Annotated in this window: 23 protein-coding genes and 1 tRNA gene (1 of these 24 cut by a window edge); 17 read left to right on the top strand and 7 right to left on the bottom strand. The window is 68.6% G+C overall.

All coding sequences use genetic code 11. The annotated features are described in order from the left end of the window. Positions 1 to 19: 19 nt before the first annotated feature. The 4 genes from ACVTJA_RS35395 (at position 20) to ACVTJA_RS35380 (ending at position 2,497) form a co-directional block, all read left to right on the top strand. On the top strand, positions 20 to 1,063 hold the full coding sequence (locus tag ACVTJA_RS35395) for a tyrosine-type recombinase/integrase (protein WP_465826343.1): 1,044 nt from the start codon (positions 20 to 22) through the stop codon (positions 1,061 to 1,063). Then, on the top strand, positions 1,060 to 1,626 hold the full coding sequence (locus tag ACVTJA_RS35390) for a hypothetical protein (RefSeq protein WP_465826341.1): 567 nt from the start codon (positions 1,060 to 1,062) through the stop codon (positions 1,624 to 1,626). The genes ACVTJA_RS35395 and ACVTJA_RS35390 overlap by 4 nt, the downstream gene beginning before the upstream one ends. A gap of 323 nt (positions 1,627 to 1,949) precedes the next feature. Next, positions 1,950 to 2,198: a helix-turn-helix domain-containing protein gene (locus tag ACVTJA_RS35385; protein WP_465826339.1), complete on the top strand. Its 249-nt coding sequence runs from the start codon at positions 1,950 to 1,952 to the stop codon at positions 2,196 to 2,198. Beyond that, positions 2,195 to 2,497: a helix-turn-helix domain-containing protein gene (locus ACVTJA_RS35380; RefSeq protein ID WP_465826336.1), complete on the top strand. Its 303-nt coding sequence runs from the start codon at positions 2,195 to 2,197 to the stop codon at positions 2,495 to 2,497. The genes ACVTJA_RS35385 and ACVTJA_RS35380 overlap by 4 nt, the downstream gene beginning before the upstream one ends. Before the next feature lie 82 nt (positions 2,498 to 2,579). Here the strand turns inward: ACVTJA_RS35380 and tnpC are convergent, their stop codons facing one another. Next, positions 2,580 to 4,040 (bottom strand): IS66 family transposase, encoded by a 1,461-nt coding sequence (gene tnpC, locus ACVTJA_RS35375; RefSeq protein ID WP_465826334.1) that lies wholly within the window; start codon positions 4,038 to 4,040, stop codon positions 2,580 to 2,582. 124 nt (positions 4,041 to 4,164) lie between these two features. On the opposite strand from tnpC, the gene ACVTJA_RS35370 reads away from it, so the two are divergent. The 8 genes from ACVTJA_RS35370 to ACVTJA_RS35335 all read left to right on the top strand — a co-directional run bounded on the left by ACVTJA_RS35370 (position 4,165) and on the right by ACVTJA_RS35335 (position 11,521). Beyond that, positions 4,165 to 6,870: a bifunctional DNA primase/polymerase gene (locus ACVTJA_RS35370; RefSeq protein WP_465826332.1), complete on the top strand. Its 2,706-nt coding sequence runs from the start codon at positions 4,165 to 4,167 to the stop codon at positions 6,868 to 6,870. A 537-nt stretch (positions 6,871 to 7,407) separates the two neighbouring features. Continuing rightward, entirely contained in the window at positions 7,408 to 8,019 is a 612-nt protein-coding gene (locus tag ACVTJA_RS35365; protein ID WP_465826330.1) for a hypothetical protein, read from the top strand. Between the two features lie 537 nt (positions 8,020 to 8,556). Next, positions 8,557 to 8,817: a hypothetical protein gene (locus tag ACVTJA_RS35360; RefSeq protein ID WP_465826328.1), complete on the top strand. Its 261-nt coding sequence runs from the start codon at positions 8,557 to 8,559 to the stop codon at positions 8,815 to 8,817. Between the two features lie 3 nt (positions 8,818 to 8,820). Beyond that, on the top strand, positions 8,821 to 9,432 hold the full coding sequence (locus tag ACVTJA_RS35355; RefSeq protein ID WP_465826327.1) for a YmfQ family protein: 612 nt from the start codon (positions 8,821 to 8,823) through the stop codon (positions 9,430 to 9,432). 44 nt (positions 9,433 to 9,476) lie between these two features. Beyond that, positions 9,477 to 10,343 carry a hypothetical protein gene (locus tag ACVTJA_RS35350; protein ID WP_465826326.1) on the top strand — a complete coding sequence of 289 codons (867 nt, stop codon included), beginning with the start codon at positions 9,477 to 9,479 and terminating at the stop codon, positions 10,341 to 10,343. Positions 10,344 to 10,476: 133 nt separating this feature from the next. After that, positions 10,477 to 10,656, top strand: coding sequence for a hypothetical protein (locus ACVTJA_RS35345; protein WP_465826324.1), 180 nt, complete (start codon positions 10,477 to 10,479; stop codon positions 10,654 to 10,656). Then, a complete protein-coding gene (locus tag ACVTJA_RS35340; protein ID WP_465826323.1) occupies positions 10,653 to 10,793 on the top strand; it encodes a hypothetical protein in 141 nt (46 codons plus the stop codon). Before ACVTJA_RS35345 ends, ACVTJA_RS35340 begins: the two co-directional genes overlap by 4 nt. Positions 10,794 to 11,041: 248 nt before the next feature. Beyond that, positions 11,042 to 11,521 (top strand): hypothetical protein, encoded by a 480-nt coding sequence (locus tag ACVTJA_RS35335; protein ID WP_465826321.1) that lies wholly within the window; start codon positions 11,042 to 11,044, stop codon positions 11,519 to 11,521. Positions 11,522 to 11,566: 45 nt separating this feature from the next. Here the strand turns inward: ACVTJA_RS35335 and ACVTJA_RS35330 are convergent, their stop codons facing one another. Together ACVTJA_RS35330 and ACVTJA_RS35325 are read right to left on the bottom strand one after the other, a co-directional pair. Then, positions 11,567 to 11,761, bottom strand: a complete 195-nt coding sequence (locus ACVTJA_RS35330) for a hypothetical protein (protein WP_465826319.1) — start codon at positions 11,759 to 11,761, stop codon at positions 11,567 to 11,569. A gap of 25 nt (positions 11,762 to 11,786) precedes the next feature. Next, positions 11,787 to 12,005, bottom strand: a complete 219-nt coding sequence (locus ACVTJA_RS35325; protein WP_465826318.1) for a hypothetical protein — start codon at positions 12,003 to 12,005, stop codon at positions 11,787 to 11,789. 391 nt (positions 12,006 to 12,396) lie between these two features. On the opposite strand from ACVTJA_RS35325, the gene sitA5 reads away from it, so the two are divergent. Together sitA5 and ACVTJA_RS35315 are read left to right on the top strand one after the other, a co-directional pair. Further along, on the top strand, positions 12,397 to 13,917 hold the full coding sequence (gene sitA5, locus ACVTJA_RS35320) for a SitA5 family polymorphic toxin (protein ID WP_465826316.1): 1,521 nt from the start codon (positions 12,397 to 12,399) through the stop codon (positions 13,915 to 13,917). 15 nt (positions 13,918 to 13,932) lie between these two features. Next, entirely contained in the window at positions 13,933 to 14,391 is a 459-nt protein-coding gene (locus tag ACVTJA_RS35315; RefSeq protein WP_465826314.1) for a SitI3 family protein, read from the top strand. A gap of 72 nt (positions 14,392 to 14,463) precedes the next feature. Here ACVTJA_RS35315 and ACVTJA_RS35310 read toward each other — a convergent pair whose 3' ends face one another. Together ACVTJA_RS35310 and ACVTJA_RS35305 are read right to left on the bottom strand one after the other, a co-directional pair. Continuing rightward, a complete protein-coding gene (locus tag ACVTJA_RS35310; RefSeq protein ID WP_465826312.1) occupies positions 14,464 to 14,703 on the bottom strand; it encodes a hypothetical protein in 240 nt (79 codons plus the stop codon). Between the two features lie 295 nt (positions 14,704 to 14,998). Further along, the gene (locus tag ACVTJA_RS35305) at positions 14,999 to 15,226 is read right to left on the bottom strand and encodes a hypothetical protein (RefSeq protein WP_465826310.1); all 228 of its coding nucleotides are present in this window, start codon (positions 15,224 to 15,226) and stop codon (positions 14,999 to 15,001) included. A gap of 222 nt (positions 15,227 to 15,448) precedes the next feature. Here ACVTJA_RS35305 and ACVTJA_RS35300 point away from each other — a divergent pair, with 222 nt between their 5' ends. Continuing rightward, a complete protein-coding gene (locus ACVTJA_RS35300; RefSeq protein WP_465826308.1) occupies positions 15,449 to 16,267 on the top strand; it encodes a hypothetical protein in 819 nt (272 codons plus the stop codon). Between the two features lie 78 nt (positions 16,268 to 16,345). Here the strand turns inward: ACVTJA_RS35300 and ACVTJA_RS35295 are convergent, their stop codons facing one another. After that, positions 16,346 to 17,032, bottom strand: a complete 687-nt coding sequence (locus tag ACVTJA_RS35295; RefSeq protein ID WP_465826306.1) for a hypothetical protein — start codon at positions 17,030 to 17,032, stop codon at positions 16,346 to 16,348. A 110-nt stretch (positions 17,033 to 17,142) separates the two neighbouring features. Between ACVTJA_RS35295 and ACVTJA_RS35290 the strand changes: the two genes are divergently transcribed. Continuing rightward, positions 17,143 to 17,421 carry a hypothetical protein gene (locus tag ACVTJA_RS35290; RefSeq protein ID WP_465826304.1) on the top strand — a complete coding sequence of 93 codons (279 nt, stop codon included), beginning with the start codon at positions 17,143 to 17,145 and terminating at the stop codon, positions 17,419 to 17,421. Between the two features lie 149 nt (positions 17,422 to 17,570). Continuing rightward, positions 17,571 to 17,656, top strand: a tRNA-Leu gene (locus tag ACVTJA_RS35285). Positions 17,657 to 17,776: 120 nt separating this feature from the next. On the opposite strand, the gene ACVTJA_RS35280 is transcribed toward ACVTJA_RS35285, so the two are convergent. Then, positions 17,777 to 20,436 carry the final stretch of a non-ribosomal peptide synthase/polyketide synthase gene (locus tag ACVTJA_RS35280; protein ID WP_465826301.1) on the bottom strand. 42,883 nt of this gene lie beyond the right edge of the window, so only the last 2,660 of its 45,543 coding nucleotides appear in the window; its start codon lies off the right edge, out of view; its stop codon occupies positions 17,777 to 17,779.

The following is a 20,436-nucleotide window of genomic DNA, read 5'->3' as shown; positions in this document are numbered from 1 at the left end:
GGCCACGGGAGCGTGCCTAGTGCCATCCGATAGGTCGCGCCGTTGGGACGGCGGCTACATCACGGCCGCTGGCGTCTACGTCATCTACAAGCGGGTGCGCGGGAAGCTCTATGAGGTCAGCACGCGTGCCAAGTCGAGCCGGGCCGCACACGAGCACCTGGCGCGGTTCCAGGCGAATCCCGAAGGGTACAAGCCCGAAGGCGAAGCCCCGCGCGGTGCGCTCGTGCTCAACCTGGAATTGGGGGAAGCGTTCCTGCTCTGGAGCCGGGACACGAAGCGCAACACGCCGCGGTGGGTGAGGGACCAGAAACGAGCGCTCGCGTGGTGGCAAGAGCGGCTCGCGGGTGTGGACCTGCGCACGGTGAAGACGGCGCGCGTGCTCGCGGAACTCCAAGGGGCAACGGGGCGGAAACAGCTCATCGCCACGCTGAAGGCGTTCTACGCGTGGCTCCGGACGGAGCGCCATGCCATCCGCACGGAGGAGGACCCCACCTATGGCCAAATCAAGGTGCCGCAGGCCCGTCCGAAGCAGGAGACGAAGGTCAAAGCGATAGGGCTGGACGAGTACGAGCGAGCCCTCGCGGCCCTCACGGGGTGGCCACGGGACGCGCTCGAGGTTCTCGGCGGGACGGGCTGGCACTTCACGGAGCTCCAACGCTTCGCGCGCGGGGGCGCCGTTGAGCGCCACCCGCTGAATGGCGCCCGTGTGCTGGCGTGCCCTCAGACGAAAGGCGGCGCACCGCTCCGAACACAGGTGGGCGACGCCGTGGCGGACGCAGCGGCCCGTCTGCGCGGGTGCGAGGAGTTGGATTACTTCCGGTTCCGGACCGCGCTTCGCGCCGTGGGAGCGACGTTCAATCCCGGCTACATGCGCCATAGTGTGGCGACGTGGGCCATCAACGCGGGCGCGGACCCGGCAGCCGTGGCGGCGTTCTTGGGTCACAAGTCACAGGCCACGACGAAACGCTTCTACGCGACGCATGCGGTGCCGGCGAAGGTGCCGACGCTGGCGGGCGACCTCAAGCCGGCTGAGCTGACGCGGAAGGCTGGAGGTGCAGCATGAGCACGAACCGCAAAGAGGAGATGCCGCCTCAATGGCGCAACTCCGCTCCGGCTCGCTGGTCCGCTATCGGCGAGAAGAACGCCGCTCTGATGATCCGCTTGGCGGAAGAGGGGAATACTGATGCCGCGCGGCGACTGGTCAGTTGGGCTGCGAGGTGCATGCGCGACAATCAACCCCTTCCAGAGACTCTCCGCACTTGGCTTGCTGCGCGGCTCGAAGCGGTCAGCGAAGAGCCCGCGCGTGCCGGCGAGCTCCTCCGGGTGTCACTAGGGCGCAGGCGTCCGCCCGAACACGCGGGAGACATGCACGCCCGCTTGGAATTGGAAGCGTTCAAGGACATGGTCGCGTGGGCTGTCTTCCATGCTGTGCGCGCCAAGGAGGGGCCGATAGCATCGAACAGCCGCGGTGTCCCAACCGTGTTCGAGATCGTCAGCAAATGGGCGACCCAGGGTGGCCGCCGCTGCTCGGCGTCTCAGGCGCGACGTTGGTATGAGGAGCGGCTCTCGAAAATGAAGGCAGCGCAGACAGAGGTAGAGGAGATGCTCCTAACCCTCGATCGCTGAACAAGCCCCGCTAAAAGCGAGTATTTGGCGGGGGAGCCTGTTGACCAAAGCCATGCGACCTTCTGTCGCATGGAACATTCAACGACCGGTACGCGCGAGCGGGCCCGAGGGTCCGCCCCCCTCCCAGAAGACGTCAGGCGTGGTCTCACCGACTTGGTGAGTTCGCTGGGTGAGACCAAAGCCCGGGAGCGGGTGGGGCTGAGTCGGAGCGCATTCGCCCGCGCGCTCGGCGGGCTTGGCGTCTACCCCGGTACGGTTGCGCTCGTCCGGCTCGCCCTGGACGCCCGGCGCAACCCGAATCCCGATTCAGGTAGGGGCCAGCCGTGAGCGACGCCCCCCTCCTTTGCTCGTTCCGCGAGGCCGCGAAGCTGCTTGGCATCGGCCGGAACAGCACTCTTCCCGGGCTCGTCGCGCGCGGTGCGCTCCGCCCCGTCACCGTAGCCGGTCGGAAATACATCCCGCGCGAGCAACTCGTCGAGCTGGCCAGGAACGGTGAGGCAGCGACTACGGCCGCGCCGGCTCCGTCAAGGGCGCGTTGCACGGGCGGCTCCATCAGGGACCTCAAGCTATGAGCGACCTTCTCACCGTCGACGAAGTCGCCGAGCGGCTCCGCTGCTCGCGGCGCCGGGTGTTCCAGCTCCTCGCCGCTGGCACCCTGCAGCGAGGCCCGTGCTACGGCAAGCGGACCGTCATCACCCTGGAGTCCGTCGAGGCCGCACTCGCGCCTCCGGCCCCTGCGGAGCAGCCAGCAGCACAGCCCCGACGAGCCCGGGGACTGACAGCGGACGTCGACGCGCTGCTCGCCGAGCGCCGTGCAGCGCGGCGCGGATTCGCTGCTGATTTGGACGCCGTCGCTAAAGCCTGGCGATAGCGCCGCTGAAAACACCAAGGGCGCCGGCCCCCGACAGGACCGACGCCCTCATGCACTTGCTGGTTGGTAACCGTTCACCGGCTCAGGCGGAGAGCGTGAGCTGATGTGCAGGCGTGGCGGGTAGGAGCGAAGGCCCGCCCAGGCCGCGGCGGTGCGCGGCGAGGGTATCGGTGAGGAAGGCGAGCACGTCACGGCCCTGTAGCTTGAGGGTGGTGGTGGCGGTGAAGATGCGTTCGACGAAGCGGCTGCCCGCCTCGCTCTGCGTGCCGAAGGACGTCTTCCTGTACATGACGGCGTGCCGGATGCAGCGCTCGCCAAAATTGTTGGTGGGCTCGAGGCCCGGCACATCGACAAACGTCCAGAGGCACTTCTCCCACCGGAGGATTTCCCGGGCCATGCCGGCGGTCTTCTTCTCTGCCCGCAGCACCGCCTTGCGCAGCAGCCGGCCGACTCTGCGTTCCACGCCGCGCATGCGCTTCTCGAAGTCCTCGCGCGCCAGGGTGCCGTCGCGCACGCGGTGGTACCACTTGAAGAAGCGGTTGCGCTCGCGCATGAGCTCGCGGCCAATCCGTCCGCCCCTTCCTCCTCTGTCGATGAAGCCCTGGAAGTCGCGTGTGAGGTGGGCCCAGCACAGTTGCCGCAGCCCCGCGTCCACCCACTCGTAGGCGCTCCACCTGTCGGTGGTGAGGAAGCCCGCGAAGTCCTCGCCGAGCAGTTGGAGGGCGACCTTGCCGCTGCGGTTCCTGGCGATGTGAAACACCACCACCAGCGCAGTGGCCACTACCCATAGCCAGGCGCGGCGGGCCCGGCCGCTCTCACGCCCTTCTGCGAACCCCGTCTCGTCAGCGTTGGCCGCCTCCGAGGACTGCACGTAGGCGAGGGCCTCGGCCGTCGGTGAGGCGAGCGCGTCGGCCATCTCGCCCTCCAGGTTGCTGACGCTGCCCACCGACAGCTCGACGCCCAGCATGTCCGACAGAGCATCCTTCACCAGTCGCTTGGAGAGGCGATACTTGCCCACCAGCAGCGAGGCGAGCGCGGCAAGCCTGTCACCGAAGACGCTGCGCGCGTGCGCGGGCACCTCGGCACGCGTCACCAGCCCGCAGTCCGAGCACGCCAGTGCATGGCAGCGGTACTCGGTAACAATGGCCGACAGGACTGGCACCTCTACTACCTGATGACGCCGGGGCACGCTGTCGCGTCCGTGCAGCCGGCCCTTGCAGCCCCGGCACTGGCTGGGCATCAACTCCACGACGTGCTGCACGTCCTCGGGCCCCAGCAGTGCGCGCTCGTGCTTCTTGTGGCCGGGCTGTCCACCGGGACGCCGGCCCGTGGGCTTCTTGGGCTGGCGCGGGGTGCCAGGTGCGTCCGAGGAGGGCGGTCTTGAGGAGTTGTTGGAGTTCTGGTTGAGCCGTGCCTCCAGCTCCGCCACGCGCGCCGTCAGCGCCTCCACCTTCGCCATCAGCCGGGCGATGACCTCATCGCGCGCGGCCACTTGCGCTTCCAGTTCCGCGATACGCGCGTCCTTGGGGTCCACCGCCGCCACGCACCACGGTGTCTCACGCGCGAGCGGCCACCGTCGAGCGCCCGCCTGCCCACCGTCCGATGCTCAGCAGGCCTACCAGTCGAGCATCGGTCGGTGAACGGTTACGCTGGTTGTAGGTGAACGAATGCAATCGCAGATTAATGCATCTCCTGCCACTGCTGCAACTCTCTCCACGCTTGGGAAGGTTGCGCGGGTCTACGCGCAAAGGTTTCCGTTCGGCAGATGGGCCGTCGTCCCGCTGCACTCCGTGCGCAACGGCGCGTGCACGTGCTCCAAGGGCGCCGCCTGCACCTCCGCCGGCAAGCACCCGCGTCTGACGGACTGGGTCTCGGAGGCCACCGACGACGTCGACGTCATTCAGGACTGGTGGGCGCAGTGGCCGGACGCCAATGTCGGCGTGGCCACGGGCGAGGCGTCCGGCTTCTTCGTGCTGGACGTCGACCCCGCGCACGGCGGCGACGACGCGCTGGCCGAGCTCCTGGAGCAGCACGGACCGCTGCCGGCCACCACGCAAGCCGTGACGGGCTCCGGCGGCGCCCACTACCTGTTCAGCCTGCCGGACTTCCCGGTGACGAACAGCGCTTCACGCGTGGGTAAGGGTCTCGACATCCGTGGGGACGGCGGGCAAATCGTCGTCGCGCCGTCGCGCTCGGCCAAGGGGCAATACCGGTGGGTCGCGGGTCGCGAGCCCTGGGAGACGCCCCCGGCCCCCGCGCCGGCCTGGCTGCTCGCGCGCCTGCGAAGGGGCGGGGCGTGGAACACGGCCGCACCGTCCGAGGAAATGCGCGGCTTCTTCCCGGCCGCGTCGCGGGCGGTGCTGGACGAGGCCGCTGCGGCGCTCGCGAAGCACGGCCCCGCCATCGACGGCCAGGGCGGCGGGCTCCACACCGTGCGCGCGGGATTCATCCTCACGCATGACTACGCCCTCACCGATGACGAAGCGTGGCTGCTTCTGGAGGAGTGGAACCGAACCTGCACTCCCCCGTGGGGCGCTGACGAGCTGCGCGCCCAGGCGTTGGGCAAGGGCCGGAAGTACGGCAAAGCGGAGTATGGCTGCCGGCGCACGCTCGACGCGCTCGAAGCCGCGCGGAAGATGATTGCCGAGTGGCAGATGGAAGGCTCGCGGAACCCCGTTGAGCTGGTCGAGCGCGTGCGGCTGCTCAAGTGGGATGACCCTGCGAAGCGCGCCATCGTCGAAGCCGAGCTGAAGGCAGCGACGGGGCTTGGAGTCCGTGCGCTCGCGCTGCCGAAGGCGTGCGCGGAGCCCGCCAACGATGACCTACCCGACGACGCGCGCATCATCTACGGCGGCGGGCGCGCACGCGCGCTCAACGACGCGGACGAAGTGCTCGGCGCGGACCCGGCCGTGTTCCAGCGCAACGGAGCGTTGGCCATGGTGGGGAAGGTACGGGACGCCGCCGTGAAGGACGGGGAGCTCGTGGAGCGTGACCCGGATTCGCTCATGCTCATCCAGATGACGCCGGACCACGTGTTGAACGTGCTCGCGCGGCAGACGTGGGTCCGGCGGGATGGTCGCACCGGGGGGCACGTCACCACCGACTATCCCTCGCAGTACGCGCGCGGAGTGGTAGCCGCGACGGGCTGGAAGCACGTGCGCCCGCTCACCGGGTTGATTGGCGCCCCGACGCTGGACGCCGACATGAACGTCCTCGACAAGCCCGGCTATCACGCGGGCACGGGACTGCTGCTCACCACCTCCACGACGTTCGACGCGGTGCCGGAACGCCCGACGATGGATGACGCCGCCCGCGCTCTGGCCGTGCTCCGCGCTCCGTTCGCCGAGTTCCCGTGGGTGCGCCGCGATAAGGACCCGGCGCACGCGACCGCGTCCGAGGCCGCGCACATCGCAGCCATCCTCACCGCGGGCATCCGGCACCTGATCGACACCGCGCCCGCCGTCGCGTACGACGCCCCCCGTCGCGGCTCTGGAAAGTCCCTGTTAGGGGATTCGGTGGGCGCGATCTGGCACGGCACGCCCCCGCCGCACGCGAACTACGCGAAGCAGGATGACGAGTTCCGGAAGATGATTGCCGCCTGCCTCGTGGCTGGCGACCGCGTCATCATGGTTGACAACGTGGACCGGCCCCTGCGCAGCCCCGAGCTGTGCAACGCGCTCACGACAACGAAGTACGCCGACAGGCGGCTCGGCGCCACGGAACGGCTCGTGCTGGATGCGCGCGTGCTCTGGGTCATCAACGGGAACAACCTCGCGCTCGTGGGTGACATCAGCCGCCGCGTCATCGTCTGCACCATCGACCCGCAGCAAGAGCGCCCCGAGACCCGGACGTTCCGAATCCCGAACCTGAGCGATCACATCCGCGCGACCCGCCACGCCCTGGCGCCGGCCGCGCTCACCATCCTGAAGGCGTTCGCGCTGGCGAACCCGCCCCAGCTCGCCAAACCACTCGGCTCCTATGCGAAGTGGTCTCGGATGGTCCGCGAGCCGTTGCTCTGGCTGGGAATGCCGGACCCGTGCGCGACGACGGACGACGTGAACGAGGCGGAGCCCGAAAGCGCCTCTCTCGCGGCGTTGCTGAGCGTGTGGCGCGAGACCTATGGCGCGGAGCCGAAAACGGCGACCGAAGTAGCGAGCGGGATTGAGCTGGTGAAGCATCCCGCGCTCAGGGAAGCCCTGTCCGTTGCCCTGGGAGGGGAGAGGGAAATCAACTCCCGGTCGCTCGGCTACTTCCTGCGCAAGTGGAAGGGGGCCGTCGTCCAGCGTATGCGCCTGCAGCCCAGCGGGAAGGACCGCTCGGGCTATGCGATGTGGACCGTGCAGAAGCAGGCGGAAAGCGGCGCGTGGGGGTAGCGAAGCGTGCCGGAGACGGGAGCGGATGGACTCCCGGCACCCTGCAGAGGATGCATAGGATGAAGAGGATGTTTCATTCGCTCATGGAGAAGTCACATTTCTTTCCCGTGACCGTGTCTGCGAATAACACGTGACTTGCGTAGGAAGGGGGCGGGGCATCCTCTGCATCCTCTGCATCCTCTGTATCCTCTGCACCTGGCTGTTGTCATACACAGAGGCACACCCTCCTACCCTTAGGTTCTTCCTAAGGGGCTGCCCTGTTGAGGGTGCGAAGAGCGCAGGAACCGTGCAGCTCCAACGAAAATCAGGTCTTAACGTCATCCCCAGGTGACGGCGCCGGCTATGTCCGGACCGCCCGCCAGACGGCCGCCAGCGGCCCGCCGTTCAACGAACGGGACCCCGGCCACACCGAGGGAGGGAAGGGCGCCTTGCGCGCGGCCCCTGGCACCCACCGCGCGGGGGCCCATTGCCGTCCCGAGAGCAGGGCGTTAAGTGGCAGCGTTTGAGCTTGACTTAACGCGTGCTACGTGCGGAGGGATGAACGAACGCCACACCACCACTCCCCCCGCCGAGCCTTCCGGCCCGCCCCGCGTCCGGTTGACGTTGACCGACTACGCGACGCGCCGGGGCGTCTCGACGGCGGCCGTCTCCTACGCGGTGAAGGCCGGGCGCCTGAAGGACAGCGTCGGCCGGAACGAGCGCGGGCAACCGTTCATCGCTGACCCCGAGATGGCCGACCGCGAGTGGGAGGCGAACACGGACCTGTCCCGCGCGCCGAAAGCCGTCATCAGCAACGCGGCGGCGCAGGCGAGGAAGGATCGCGTCCCCGCGCTCCCGCTTCCTTTGCCGGCCGCGCTCCCGCCCCGGGCCCCTCCCGCGTCGCTGGGCCGCTGGCCGACCCCGGAGGAGGACCGGACGTTCGACCTGAACGGGACGCCCCTCTATCTCTCCGACCCGCTGCTCTGCGCGGGGGATGAAGTGGAACTGTCCGCCGCGCTGCTCAAGCTGCGCGACAAGCTGGCGCACCTGCCGGAGCTCCACGCGGGCGAAGTCGAGGACGTGCGCGAGGTGTTCGCGCTGGCGCTCGCCACGTGGTGTCCGTCCATGCCCCGCCCGACCGCGCCGCACCTCATCGTTTTCCAGGACTGAAGTCTCGAACTGCGCGGCGAAGCACCGTCCCGTGTGAGTGCCGAAGTGCTGGAGCGCTTCCCGCTCGCGGCGAGCGATTCTGGCGCGCGGTCCGCCGCAACCGTTGGTGAAGTCCCGGCCGCGCTCATCTCGCCTGGACCGCGCCGTACGTGCTCCATCTGGCAGGGTAGACAGAAATCAGAACGCGCGTAGTGTCTTGCTCATGAGACAAACGCATATCAATTCCTCACGAGTAGAGCGGCGCTCTGCTCGCGCTGCGTCCCGTGCACTTGGGAAGCTGGCCGCTCGGGAAGCCGTTTCCTTCCGCAAGGCGATGGGCCTCAAGCCTCTGACCCCGGAGCAGCGCGACGCTTTCGCCGCTGCCTTCCCGGCGCACGTGGCGAAGCTGCAGGCCGCGCACCCTGGCGCCTCCATCGAGCGGCTGACCGGAGCGGCCATCGCTCGCGCTCACGAGATGGCTGTCACTGCCGGGGGCGATTCCTTCCTTCACTGCCGGGTCGACTGAGCCCGGCGCACACGCAGCGGAGTAACAAAAACATGAGCGACACGAAAACGAACCAGACGACGCAGGAGCCGAGCACGGAGCACGCGCCGGGGCGCCGCATGCCTGGGTGTTCGAGCGGCCGGATTGGGCTGTTCCGCACGGGAGCGGCGCGCACGGGCAACACCTGCACCGGCAACCCCTGCACGTGTGAGAACGCCGCGCAGTCGGGCGGGCTCCGCTCCGGGTTTCGCGCGGGTGACGCGCTCGACGGCTCGCGGCCCGGCGCGGCCCCGGTCGTGAAGAACGAGAGCTGAGCCATGGGCTTCCCCTACGCGTTCCCCTTTGCCCTCGGAGCGGAGGAAGACGAGTCCGCTCCGCCGGAGAGCAAGTACACCCGGATGCTGAAGAAGCTGTTCCCCCCGGGGCGGCTCTGGAACTTCACACCGGGGAGCTGGCTGTCGCGCGTGTGCCAGGCCATCGCCGACGAGCTCCAGCGCGTGGAGGACCGCGCCGGCCAGCTCATCGAGGAGAGCGACCCGCGCACCGCGACGGAGACGCTCGAGGACTGGGGGCGCGTGCTCGGCCTGCCCGACCCGGACATCCTGGCGATTCCGTCCACCGTCGAGCAGCGCCGGCTGGCCATCACCCAGAAGCTGGTGAAGCAGGGGGGCCAGACGCCCGCGTATTACGTCCAGCTCGCCGCGGCGTGTGGCTACTCTGGTGCCACGGTCAGCGACGCGTATGGACTGACGGTTTTCCGAGCTGGTCGCGGGCGGGCGGGCCAGCCGCTGAATGGCGAGCGGTGGGCGCATGTCTGGCGGATGAGCATAGCGGCACCGACGGGGCCGGCGCTCAGCCACGCGGAGCTGGAGCGCATCATCCGCCGGGTGGCCCCGGCGCACACCGTCGTCCGGTTCAACTACCTCTGAGGAGTGCCATGCATCGAATCGACAGCGCAGGAAACGTGAGCGGAATGTTCGCCGACGTCGACCCGGCGGAGTCTGAACAGGGAACCATTCTCGCGTCGAGCTGGCTGAACGCCGTCCAGGAGGAAGTCGTCGCGCCCATCACGGCGGCCGGGCTCACGCTCAACAAGGCGAACAACGGGCAGCTTCACGCCGCGCTTCAGGCCACGTACGCACGTCTGGAGGGGGACAACACGCTCAACGGGAACCAGGTCATCAGCGGCGCGGTGACGGTGGATGAGACGCTGAGCGTTCAAGAGTCCATCGACGTGGAAGGTGACTTGAACGTGACCGGTGCGGTGTCCATCGGTGGGGGGCTCGAGACCTTCGGAGCCGTCAGCATGAACGGCGGGGCGGTGTCCTGCGGCAGCGTCACCACGACGGGGGCGGGGAGCTTCGGCGGGAACGTCAGCGTGACAGGATATGTGAGTCTCACTGGCGACGTGTCCGCGCAGAATGGGCAGCTCTTGGGCGCCCTGTCGGTGGGGGAGAACATCACCCTCACCGGCTTCAACCCCGCGAGCACCACCGCGTTCACGACTGCCACGCTGGCGCCGTCCAGCGTCACGCGCGTGCATGGACGCGTTCAGGTGCAATCCGGCGCCGTGACGGTGCTCGGCGGGTTCAACGTGGCGAGCGCGCAAATCATCGCGGGCAACGTGGTGAAGGTGACGTTCGCGGCGCCCATGCTCGACGACAATTACACCCTCGTGGGGAACTTCATCGGCTCGCCGTCGGAGACGGCAAACCCGAGTGTGTGCTTTCGCGCAACGGGGGCCAGCTCGTTTGAAGTCCGCGCGTTCGACGCGAGCAACACGGTGATCAATCCGTCGTCCGGCGCCTTCGTGTTCTGCTTCGACGTGCGCGGACGGTGAGCAGAAACGCGGAAGGGCGCGGCGCTCTCACTGGGTGGCATCGGCAGCACCGCAGCGTTGGCCCGGTGACGGCGGACCCTCAGATGCCCCGCGGGTAGCCTTCGCCGCAGGGCTCTCCCGAGCGCTATCCGACGTGCCGGTGAGGACCCGCTACGTGGAGGCCCAGGCTGGCGTGTCCTCGCTCTCCGACGCCTACGCGCGCCTGGAGGGTGGGGCGCGGCTGCGCAGCAGCCTGGGGCTCTTCGCCTTCGCCGAGGCCAACCAACGCGAGCGCATGGCCGCCGCGGGCGCGAGGTGGACGTTTAGCTTGTGAGGCACGCTGCTCGCCCTGGGCTCACCTCCGTGCTGCTGGGCGCGCTCACCGTTGGCGCTTCCTACGCGGAGGACGGCCTCACCAGCCGGTACACGGAGCGCTGCACCGTGCCGGGGCCCGTGTCCTCGGTGCGCTGAGCGGCACCTGCGGCGATACGGCCCGTTCCGGAGAGGCTCCGAGGCGGGCCGCCTTGTTTCTGCCCTCGCGGCCGAGCTGCGCATTCGAGAGATGACAAATGCTTGCGTGAGCGCGGCCGGCACTTCGTGTAGCAACGCCAAGATTTTGACCGCATCCCTCGCGGGTCGTACGCGTGGATGCGGCTGCGCGGTGAGCGCGGCCGTGAGTGCCATGTCGCGGCACTCAATCCCAGACAACGGAGCTGAACATGTCCGAAACGAAGCCCGAGAAGTACGACGCTACGGAAGCATCGAATCTCCTGACCACGTTCATGTGGGAACTGAAGCCCGATATGAGGCTGGTCGACAAGGCTGCGCGCCGGCTAATGGATGACTTGGTCGACTTGAGCCCAGCAGCACACAACCCCATCCAGTTGAAGCGTGAGACCACGCCAGGGGTTGCGGGTGATGTCGAGGAGGCATGGAAGACGGTCCAGATGCAGGTGCATGGCAGCGGGTCGCTCTTGCGCGTCTTCATCTCGTACGACGGTGGCAAGGTCTCCATGCATAGGAACGTGAGTCCCCAGCAGGTGGCCACTGCCGACGTCCCCATCGCGTACGACCCCGTCACTGGGCGGTTCGTTGCAACGGACCACACGGAGACGCCGGATGGAACCCAGCGCAGCCCGCTCGCGCTCATCATCGAGGCCGCGTGGGATCTGGCCCGGCGCCCCCGCGACGACGACTGACATCCTAGGGCCTTGCGGAACGGCAGCGTCTGCGGAAGTCGGCTGCTACGTGCGGTCGCCCCCTCGCGCCAGGGCGGAGACGAGTTCCTGGACGAGGGCGCTCACCTCGGGCTCGGCGGTCCAGGGGAGGGCAGGCTCGTACCACGCGCGCTCCTCACCCTCGGCCCCGTTGAACACCTCCATGCGGGGTGGTTCAGCGCCGAACTGCACCACCCGGAGCCGCCCGGACTGCCACCGCACCTCAGACCCGGGGACCTCCTGAGGCTCAATCGTCGTGCGTGCCGTCCGCGTAGATGCGCCGGCCGCCCACCAACAGCAGAGCACCACCGCACCTGCAGCGCCCATCGGCTGCGAGCTGGCGCGGCGGCTGGGGCTGCTCATCGGGTACGCCTTGGAGTCGGCGCAGCGCGAGCGCGTAGTCCTCGCGGACGCGCTTCCGGCGAAGGTGCTCCGGCATCTGGGCTGGGGGACGGGTTCTCCGCACGTGGACACCTCCACGCAGGAAAAGGGGCGCGCCACTCAGGCGGGCGGCACAGTGAAGCCCTGCACCTCGTGCTCGGGGTGCGCGTCCTGGTGGGCGATGGTCTGCGGGCGCTGGCGAGCCACGTGTTGCAGGTGGCGCAGCGGTAGACGCGGCAGCCTCCGGCGAGGACCTGCGCGTCTTCCTGGTGTCGTGGGGCACGAAGCTCCTCTACTGCACGAGGTGTCTCCGGAACGAGCGACACCGAGTATGGCGCTGCTCTCCATAGGAGCGACTCCTGCAGGTACCCACAAGAAGACCTGCGGCGTTATCGACTCCAGTGGGCTTTCCGGATGTGATGGATACGCATGCTTCGCGAGATGCTGGCTTCGATTGGACAAGCCGGAGGGGACGCGTGTCGAGTCTGCTGCGTTGGGGAATGCTGTGGCTGGCCACCTGCCTTGCCGTCGGGTGCGGTGGCTCCGGCCGGGTGGTGCGTCTTGAAACCGGCCGGGGCGCGCCTCTCACGTTCATCCCACGTTCCGCGGAGCCCGTGGAGGTGGATGACGACGATTTCGAGGATGCGGTGGAGAAGCTGGCTCAGGACGTGCGGCCCGCCTCCTCGCCACGCCTCTTCGCCCGCCGCGCCCTGACGAGCACCGCGTGGGACGGCACACAGGAGCCAGCCCGAGGGCGGCTCAGGCTGGTGTCGGCGGAGGAGGAAGATACGCCGCAGTGGCGGGGCCACACTCCGGTTTCAAACGCCGACGCTGAGCTGGCGAAGGCGTACGGCGGCTGGTGCAAGAGGAAGCGCACGCCCGGCGACTGCCTGCACCTGCTCGGAGGACGCGCCTCGCTGGACGAGGAGGGGCGGCGCACCCTGGGCCTGTCCATCGCCCTGGACTCCGTCTGGGACGAGACGGCCGAGGCGCTCGAGGGCATGGCGGACCCGGCGGCGGTGCAGTCCGCCATCGTCACCTCCATGGCGGTATACTTGGCGCTATGGCTGTTGCCGGAGCCGATTTCCAAGGGGGCGGCCGCAATCCTGACGGCCAGCCTCGTTGCATGGCTGGGCGTGGACACGGTGGTGGGCCTCGTCCGGGGATGGATTCGCCTGACGAACGAGGTGAAGGTGGCCACCACCTTCGACGAAGTGAGCGCCGCGGGCGAGCGGTACGGCGAGGTGCTGGGCGTCAACACCGCGCGCGTCTTCGTCATGCTGACCACCGCTGCGATTGGCAGCACGCTGGGACTGGCCTCCAAGGCACCGACGCTGCCGGGCTACACCCAGGCCGCGCAGGTGGCAGCGCAGCAGGGCGGCTTCCGGCTGGCAGCCGTGGGCCAGGTGGGAACCGTGGCCATCTCAGCGGAGGGGACACTCACCATTGCGCTCGCGCCTGGTGCGGTGGCGATGTCCGCATCTCAGTCCGCTGGTGGGGGCAGCTCCGCGAGCAACGGGACCACGCCACAGAGTCGGACAGAGGGCCCGACTGTACCGTCGCAGCCTCCCAACCCGGCTGCGAGCCCCAGCGGCCATCGTCCGCGAATTTCTCCCAATGACGACCAGGAGACTGTCCGCTCACTGATGCGAGAGAATGAGTCCGCCGACTTGCTCGCGAAGGCTGGTTTCAAGGTGGAACAGCGGCCCCAGGTTTCGGGCACCACGCGCAAGCCGGACTTCCGCGTCGAAGGGCGCATCTTCGACAACTACGCTCCGAAGACTTCGAATCCACGGAGCATCTGGACCGTCATCAAGGACACGAAGGTCGACCCACCAGCGAAGTCCATGCAGGCGGACCGGATTGTGCTCAATCTCCGGGACAGCGGAGTCGACCTCTCTGCATTGCTTCGTCAGTTCCGTGACTGGCCGATGGCGAATCTGAGGGAGGTGCTGGTCGTCACACGAGAAGGCAGTATCGTCCCCTTCTGGCCGTAGCTGGGGAGCGTGCACATGTCACTGGACTACAACTTCCGCATCGCCACTGCGCTGACGCCCGACGAGGTGCTCTCCGTCGTCCGTGACGCGCTCGTTCTGACACGGCCTTCCGGTGCCGCACACGAGCGAGGGGTATTAGTTGAAGGACCTGGGCTTCTTCTCGCTGCCCGTCGTGTTACCCACGAAAGCCAGGAGATGATGAAAGAGGAACTCGGGTTCTCGCCCTCGGTAGAGCTCCAGTTCTGGGTGGACGCGGACCAGCGGCATTACGCGGTGACCGCCCTGCTGCGCGGAGTGCTGGCCGTGCTTCGCCGAGTGCCGGGCGATGCAGTGCTCCTCTTTGGAGGCGAGAGCGTGCTGTTGCTTCGACGCGCAGGGCGCCTGCACCTCGATTCGAGTACGGGCGTCTGGACGCCGGAGCGCTTGGCGTTGAACGACGCACCGTACGAGATGCAGGCGCTGCCGACGCTGTAGCAATGCCCTGACCCAAAGATGGGGCCGTGCTGCTGAGGCGAGAGCGGCGAAGATACGTCCGCCCAGAGAGGACTACGGCGCCCCGCAGCCCGCGCGGACGTTCTGCCGAATGGCCGCGAGCTGCGCAGAGTAATCCACCCCGTTGACGAGGAAGGGCTTCGGGGGCGTCTCGAAGCATCCCTTACGGAAGGCCTGCTCCAGCAGCTCCGCCTGCTGCTCCGGATTCATCTCCGCCCAGGGCACGCCCTCGCGCAGGGCCTTGGCGAAGCCGTAGCCGTCGCCCAGGCATTGCCCGGCGAGGGAGTCGCTCATGTAATCGATGCCGCCGTTCTGGTGCTGCCAGACATGGGCCGACTCGTGGACGTGCAACGCCTCGGTGAGGGGCAGTGCTTGCGGGGCACGTGGATGGTGTCCCCGAGGGTGAAGGGCCGGCCGGACCTGAGCTATCCCCTCATTCGAAGTTTCCCCTCGGAGACGCCATGAGCAGCCGACCAAGCGAGCCCCGAGGGGGAATCAGAAATGAGGGGATGCCTCAGTGGCCGGACAGCGTGAGTAGGCCCGCGTCGCCCTCCTTGATGCGAATGCGCGAGAAGTCGATGGAGTCGCCTTAGACGCTCCGGAGCGCGGCCAGCTCCGAGTCCGTCAGCTTCCGGCCCACCGGCTCCACGCCCAGCAGCGTCTGCACGGCGCCGATGGTCCGCCCGCCCGTCATGAGCAGCGCGTCGAGCGGCGTCTGCACCACCTTGATGATGCCCCGGCCGAGCTGCGCGAGCCCCTCGCCGATGCGACCGGTGACGAGATTCCCGCGGCCGCCCGCCAGCGTCCGCAGCCTCAACGCCGTTGCACACGAGGCCCACGGCGGTGTCCGCGGCACCGCGCGCCAAGCCACGGAGCGCGTCGCCTGCGGCGGACGTGAGCGAGTTCCAGATGCCCTTCTTCGCGGTGTTGCTGCTCCTGCGCGCCACCTGCTCGGGCGCGGCGTGCATGAGGGCCGTATTCGTCGCTGCGGGCCAGCCCGCGTCCAGCGCGGGACCGCAGGACATCGGAAAGCGTGGTCATGGTGGCGGTGCTCAAGGTGCGGGCGAAAGAGCAGGCCAATCGCGACCACCAGCTCTGCCTCCCTCCCCAGGGGGATTCCCCGGGCGCTCGGAGCGCCGCTAGGTTGCCTGCTATGCGCGCTCTCCGACTGCTGATCTTGGCTGTTGCGGTCCTAATTGTAGCCTGCAGCGAGCCGACGCCGAAGGAACTCGCGAAGCAGCCCACGGCCGCGGAGGTGCTGGGCGTCAAGCCCGACTTCACACCTCGCTACGAGCTCATAAACATGGATCGCCCCGACATTGCAGGGGCGCCGCGCCTGGTCGTGAGGGTGCGCGTGCCTCGTGGGCTATCTCGGGAGGAACTTGAGCAGAACGTCCGGCACGCGCTCCTGCACTTCTACGCGTCCGGCCCCGTGAGGTTCGGTGCTGTCAGCGTTGCCGCTTACGCGTCGGAGAAGATGAGCATGGGAGCCGACGCGGCGCTCGGCGAGTTCGCCCCCCACGGCCAGTGGAGTGCAGCCGATCCGGCCGTCCCGCTATCCGACTGGCAGGCGAAGGTCAGCTTCGAGGAGCACTACTTCGAGCAGCGGACGTATCTCGCCAAGGGGACGCGCGCCACCCTCGTCCTTTCATCCGATTTCTCAGACACCATCAGTCTGTCGCGCAAGGCAAACCAGTGGCTCGAAGAGGACATCTTGGCGGAGCTGAAGCCCGGCGTCCCGGTGGTCGTGGTCGGGTATGAGGACTTCGGCAAGGTCGGTGTGCGCTACGAGGTGGAGACGGCCATCAAGCCGAAGCGGAAAGGGTGGGTCCACAGCTTCGAGTTGAAGGCCGAATAAGGTCATCCTCCCGGAGAAGTGAAGGGCCCGGAACCTTGCGGCGCCGAGCCCCCAGCATGCTGCGTTCCTGGCTTGCTGCTATTCGCGGCGTATTGCGGCGGGGAGCGGCTTCCCCTTGGAGATGGGAATCAGGCACTCGCCGTTGTGCTCGTAGCCGACACCACACGGGGGCTTCCCGTACGCCAGCAAGCACAGCCCGTTGACGGTGCGGACGCGCGGGTCTTTCGGGCACGGCTCGCGGCGCCAGTCGCTGGGCGTGTCGTCCGGGGCCGGGAGCTGCTGGCCGCTGAAGGCGTGGCCGTCCGTGCCGCTGTCTAGGTCCGCGAGGAACAGAGAAAGGTTCCCGGGCGCCTGGGCTTCAACCGGAGTGCCGGCGTCAGCGACCGACTCCGGCGCTGGCTGGCCACCGGCCGCGCACCACACCACGCCCCCTAGGAGGACGGCCACCGCCGCAGCGAGGACGCCCCGGCGCAGTCGTCGGCGGGGGAGGGGACGCACCGGCTCCGGTGTTGGCGGCGGTGTCACCGTCATGCCCGGCGTGACGAGCATGAGCATCGGCTCGACGTTGTCGCCGAGGAAGCACGTCGTCGCTCGCGGCACGTTGGGGAACTGCACCATCACCCACCGCGCTCCTTCGACTTCGTCGGTCCCTGCATCGAGCGCTTCGCCGACGTCGCCTGGGAGGGCGAGGACGAGCCCCTCGTCGAGGATAAGGTCCGTGGCGCGAACGTAGTTGGGGGTGTTGCTGCAGCCGGTGACTTGCATGGGGCCTCCCGCCCAGGCGCGTGAGTGCATCCGTTGGCGCCTCCGGGAGATTTGTAGAACAATGTTTAACAATGTTGCAAGGTGGGTAATTTCCGCTGAGACTCGGCGGCATGGCGACCGACCGCACGCGACCGCGCGAACGCGGGCACCCCACCGAGCACATCGGCTTCCGGTGTCCGAAGGAGCTCGTCGAGGCAGCGACGGCACTGGACCGCGACCGGAGCAAGGGCCTTGTCCGGCTGCTCGACCAGGCACATGACGCGCGGTCGGAACTCGGTCAGCTCTGGGTCGAGATCGAGGTCTTCGCGCGGCGGGAGGGCATCAGTGAGGGGGCCGCTCTGGGAAGGCTCGCGCGTGAGGCGCTCAAGGCGAGAGGGCCCCCTCGCTAGCCAGGCGCCAGTGCCTCGAGGCGTGGGAGATGGGAGCTTGGTCGGGGTATGGTAGAAGTGAAGCCCGCGCCGCGTAGTGGAGGGCGTCGCCCCTACTCCCTCCCTACTTTAGGGGGCCAACGCGAGCCGGTAAGTACCGAAAATAACTCGCACGAGTGGCGGAACTGGCAGACGCAGCGGACTTAAAATCCGCTGGCCCGCAAGGGCCGTCCGGGTTCGATCCCCGGCTCGTGCACACCCCAGCTCAGGCCAGGACGAGGCCTCGAGCGAGGCGCCGCCGGTGATGGCGCCACCCCATGGGGGGCGCACGGCGGAGGCCGCACGCCCACCCCCACCGCCTCCCCAGGTCAGCGCGTCATGAGTCCCCAGGCTCCAGGGCTCGCAGGAGCGCGTTGAGCTTCTCCGCCAGGGCGGCGACGTTGGGGGGCTGCATCAGGGAGAGGTGGTCACCCGGCACGTCGCTCGTCCTGACGCCACCCGAGACCCACTGCGACCAGCCACCATCCTCGGCCAGGGGAGACTCCGGACGCACCGAAGCCCGGAGGAACTCGGCCGTCCCCGTGAAGGTGCCAGCGGGCACGTAGCCGTAGTTCACCGCGGTGAGCCGCTCGTGCACGGCGAAGAGGCGGCTGGTCTGTTCCGGCGCCAGGGCTTCGGCGGCGGGCAGGCCCCTCAGCCCTTCCACCACCCGCTTCATCAGCTCCTCGCCCTCCAGCCCATTCAGTTGCTCCAGCTCCACTGGCGGGAGGTCGTGCAGCGGGAGTCCCACCATCTGTGCGAAGGCGGCCAGCCGCTTCAGCGGCGGTGGCAGCGGATGGACCTGCCCGCTGGGCGCGAGGCTGTCGATCAGCGCCAGCAGCTCCACCTGCTCGCCCAGGGACTCGAGCTGCCGCGCCATCTCGTACGCCACCACTCCGCCCAGGGACCAGCCCGCGAGCAGGTAGGGGCCGAGGGGCTGCTCTTCGCGCACCTGCTCCACATAGAGGCGGGCCAGGGCCTCCATGGACGCGGGAGGCAGCTCTCCGCCTTCCAGGCCGGGGGCGAAGAGGCCGTGGATGGGTCTCTCTTCACCAAGGTGGTGGACGAGGTCGGTGTAGCTGAGCAGCGCTCCTCCGCCGCCGTGGACGATGAACAACGGCCGGCGCTGGGACGTGCCCGTGTCGAGCCGCGCCAGATTGGGCTTGCGCGTGCGTGGGTCCTGATGCGTCCGCGCCACGGCCGCGAGCTGCCCGACGGTGGAGCCCTGGAAGAGCGCTGACAGGGGCAGCGCCAGTCCGGTGCGCTCACGAATCAGGGCCATGAGGCGCACCGCGAGCAGGGAGTGGCCGCCCAGGGCGAAGAAGTCGTCCTCCACGCCGACACGCTCCACGTTCAGCACCTCGGCGAATGTCTGCGCGAGCTGCTCTTCCAGCGGGGTGCGGGGAGCGACGTACTCCGCGCGAGCCGTCGAGACATCCGGCGCGGGCAGGGCCTTGCGGTCCACCTTGGCATTGGCGGTGAGCGGCAGCGCGTCCAGGCGCACCAGTGCCGCGGGCACCATGAACTCGGGCAGTCGCTGCTTGAGGGCGGCGCGCAAGGCCGCCATGTCCAGCGACTCCGGCGCGGCGACGTAGCCGACGAGGCGCTTGTCGCCGACACGGTCCTCGCGCAGCACGACGACGGCCTCGCGCGCCTCGGGGAAGGCCAGCAGCGCGGCTTCGATTTCGGCGAGCTCGATACGGTAGCCGCGCACCTTCACCTGCGCGTCCGCGCGGCCGAGGAACTCCAGCACGCCGTCGTTGCGCCAGCGGGCGAGGTCTCCGGTGCGGTAGAGGCGCGCTCCGGGGATGCCGGAGAAGGTGTCAGGGACGAAGCGCTCAGCGGTGAGGGAGGGCTGGCCGACGTAGCCGCGAGCCATGCCGTCGCCACCGATGAACAACTCGCCGACAACCCCCACGGGCACGGGCTGACCGGAGGCGTCCAGCAGGTAGACCTGCGTGTTGCCGAGGGGCTTTCCGATGGGCACGGACGAGCCGACCTGCGCGGGGCTCGTCATGCGGTGGGTGGAGGCGAAGAGCGTCGTCTCGGTGGGGCCGTAGCAGGCCGTCACCGGGATGCGCAGCTCTTCAATCACGCGGCGCACGTGAGGAGCGCTGACGACGTCACCACCGGTGAGCAGCTGCTTCACGCACCGGAGGGCGGTGAAGTTGTGGTCCACGACCTGGGTGAAGAGGCCGGCGGTGAGGTGCAGCGTCGTCACACCGGACTTCGTCAGCACGGTCTCCAGTTCCTGCATGTCGGAAGGCGAGTGCGGCGGGAACACCACCAACCGCGCGCCATGGAGCAACGGGCCCCAGAGCTCCAGGGTGGAGGCGTCGAAGGAGACAGGCGCGATGAGGAGGAAGGTCTCATCCGGGCCGAGGTGCGCGTAGTCGTTGCCGAAGACGGTGCGAAGGACGGCGGAGTGAGGAGTGCCGACGCCCTTGGGCCTGCCGGTACTTCCCGAGGTGAAGTCGATGTACGCGAGGCTTTGGGGCAGAGCGGAGGAAGGAGGCGCGTACGTGGGCTGGCTTTCGACGGGCACGTCGCCGAGCACCAGCGTGAGGAGGCCCTTGGAGGGCAGCTTCGGGAGCAGCTCGCGCGTGGTGATGAGGACGGTGGGACGCGCATCCTCCACCATGGCGGCGAGGCGCTCGCGCGGGTAGGAGGAGTCGAGGGGGACGTAGGCACCGCCGGCCTTGAGGATGGCGACGAGGGAGACGATGAGCTCCAGCGAGCGCTCCACGGCGAGTGCGACGCGAGAGTCGGTGGACACGCCGAGGGAGCGCAGGTGCCAGGCCAGTTGGTTGGCGCGCGCGTCGAGCTGGCGGTAGGTGAGCTTTGCTTCACCGAGCTCGACGGCGACCTTGTCGGGGAAGCGGGCCACCACCTGCGCGAAGACCTCGGGCAGGGTGGAGGCGCGCGGGTAGTCGGCCGCGGTGGCGTTCCACTCCACCAGCACCTGCTGCCGCTCCTCCTCGGACAGCATGGACGCGG

The organism is Pyxidicoccus sp. M6 (assembly GCF_055568925.1).
This window is presented reverse-complemented; position numbering and strand designations above follow the sequence as displayed.

What these genes read in the sequence shown, in the direction of transcription:
- ACVTJA_RS35390 (WP_465826341.1), top strand. Translation starts at nt 1,060, where the DNA reads ATGAGCACGAACCGCAAAGAGGAGATGCCGCCTCAATGGCGCAACTCC.
- ACVTJA_RS35380 (WP_465826336.1), top strand. Translation starts at nt 2,195, where the DNA reads ATGAGCGACCTTCTCACCGTCGACGAAGTCGCCGAGCGGCTCCGCTGC.
- ACVTJA_RS35370 (WP_465826332.1), top strand. Translation starts at nt 4,165, where the DNA reads ATGCAATCGCAGATTAATGCATCTCCTGCCACTGCTGCAACTCTCTCC.
- ACVTJA_RS35365 (WP_465826330.1), top strand. Translation starts at nt 7,408, where the DNA reads ATGAACGAACGCCACACCACCACTCCCCCCGCCGAGCCTTCCGGCCCG.
- ACVTJA_RS35360 (WP_465826328.1), top strand. Translation starts at nt 8,557, where the DNA reads ATGAGCGACACGAAAACGAACCAGACGACGCAGGAGCCGAGCACGGAG.
- ACVTJA_RS35355 (WP_465826327.1), top strand. Translation starts at nt 8,821, where the DNA reads ATGGGCTTCCCCTACGCGTTCCCCTTTGCCCTCGGAGCGGAGGAAGAC.
- ACVTJA_RS35350 (WP_465826326.1), top strand. Translation starts at nt 9,477, where the DNA reads ATGTTCGCCGACGTCGACCCGGCGGAGTCTGAACAGGGAACCATTCTC.
- ACVTJA_RS35335 (WP_465826321.1), top strand. Translation starts at nt 11,042, where the DNA reads ATGTCCGAAACGAAGCCCGAGAAGTACGACGCTACGGAAGCATCGAAT.
- ACVTJA_RS35315 (WP_465826314.1), top strand. Translation starts at nt 13,933, where the DNA reads ATGTCACTGGACTACAACTTCCGCATCGCCACTGCGCTGACGCCCGAC.
- ACVTJA_RS35310 (WP_465826312.1), bottom strand. Translation starts at nt 14,703, where the DNA reads ATGAGCGACTCCCTCGCCGGGCAATGCCTGGGCGACGGCTACGGCTTC.
- ACVTJA_RS35300 (WP_465826308.1), top strand. Translation starts at nt 15,449, where the DNA reads ATGGTGGCGGTGCTCAAGGTGCGGGCGAAAGAGCAGGCCAATCGCGAC.
- ACVTJA_RS35295 (WP_465826306.1), bottom strand. Translation starts at nt 17,032, where the DNA reads ATGCAAGTCACCGGCTGCAGCAACACCCCCAACTACGTTCGCGCCACG.
- ACVTJA_RS35290 (WP_465826304.1), top strand. Translation starts at nt 17,143, where the DNA reads ATGGCGACCGACCGCACGCGACCGCGCGAACGCGGGCACCCCACCGAG.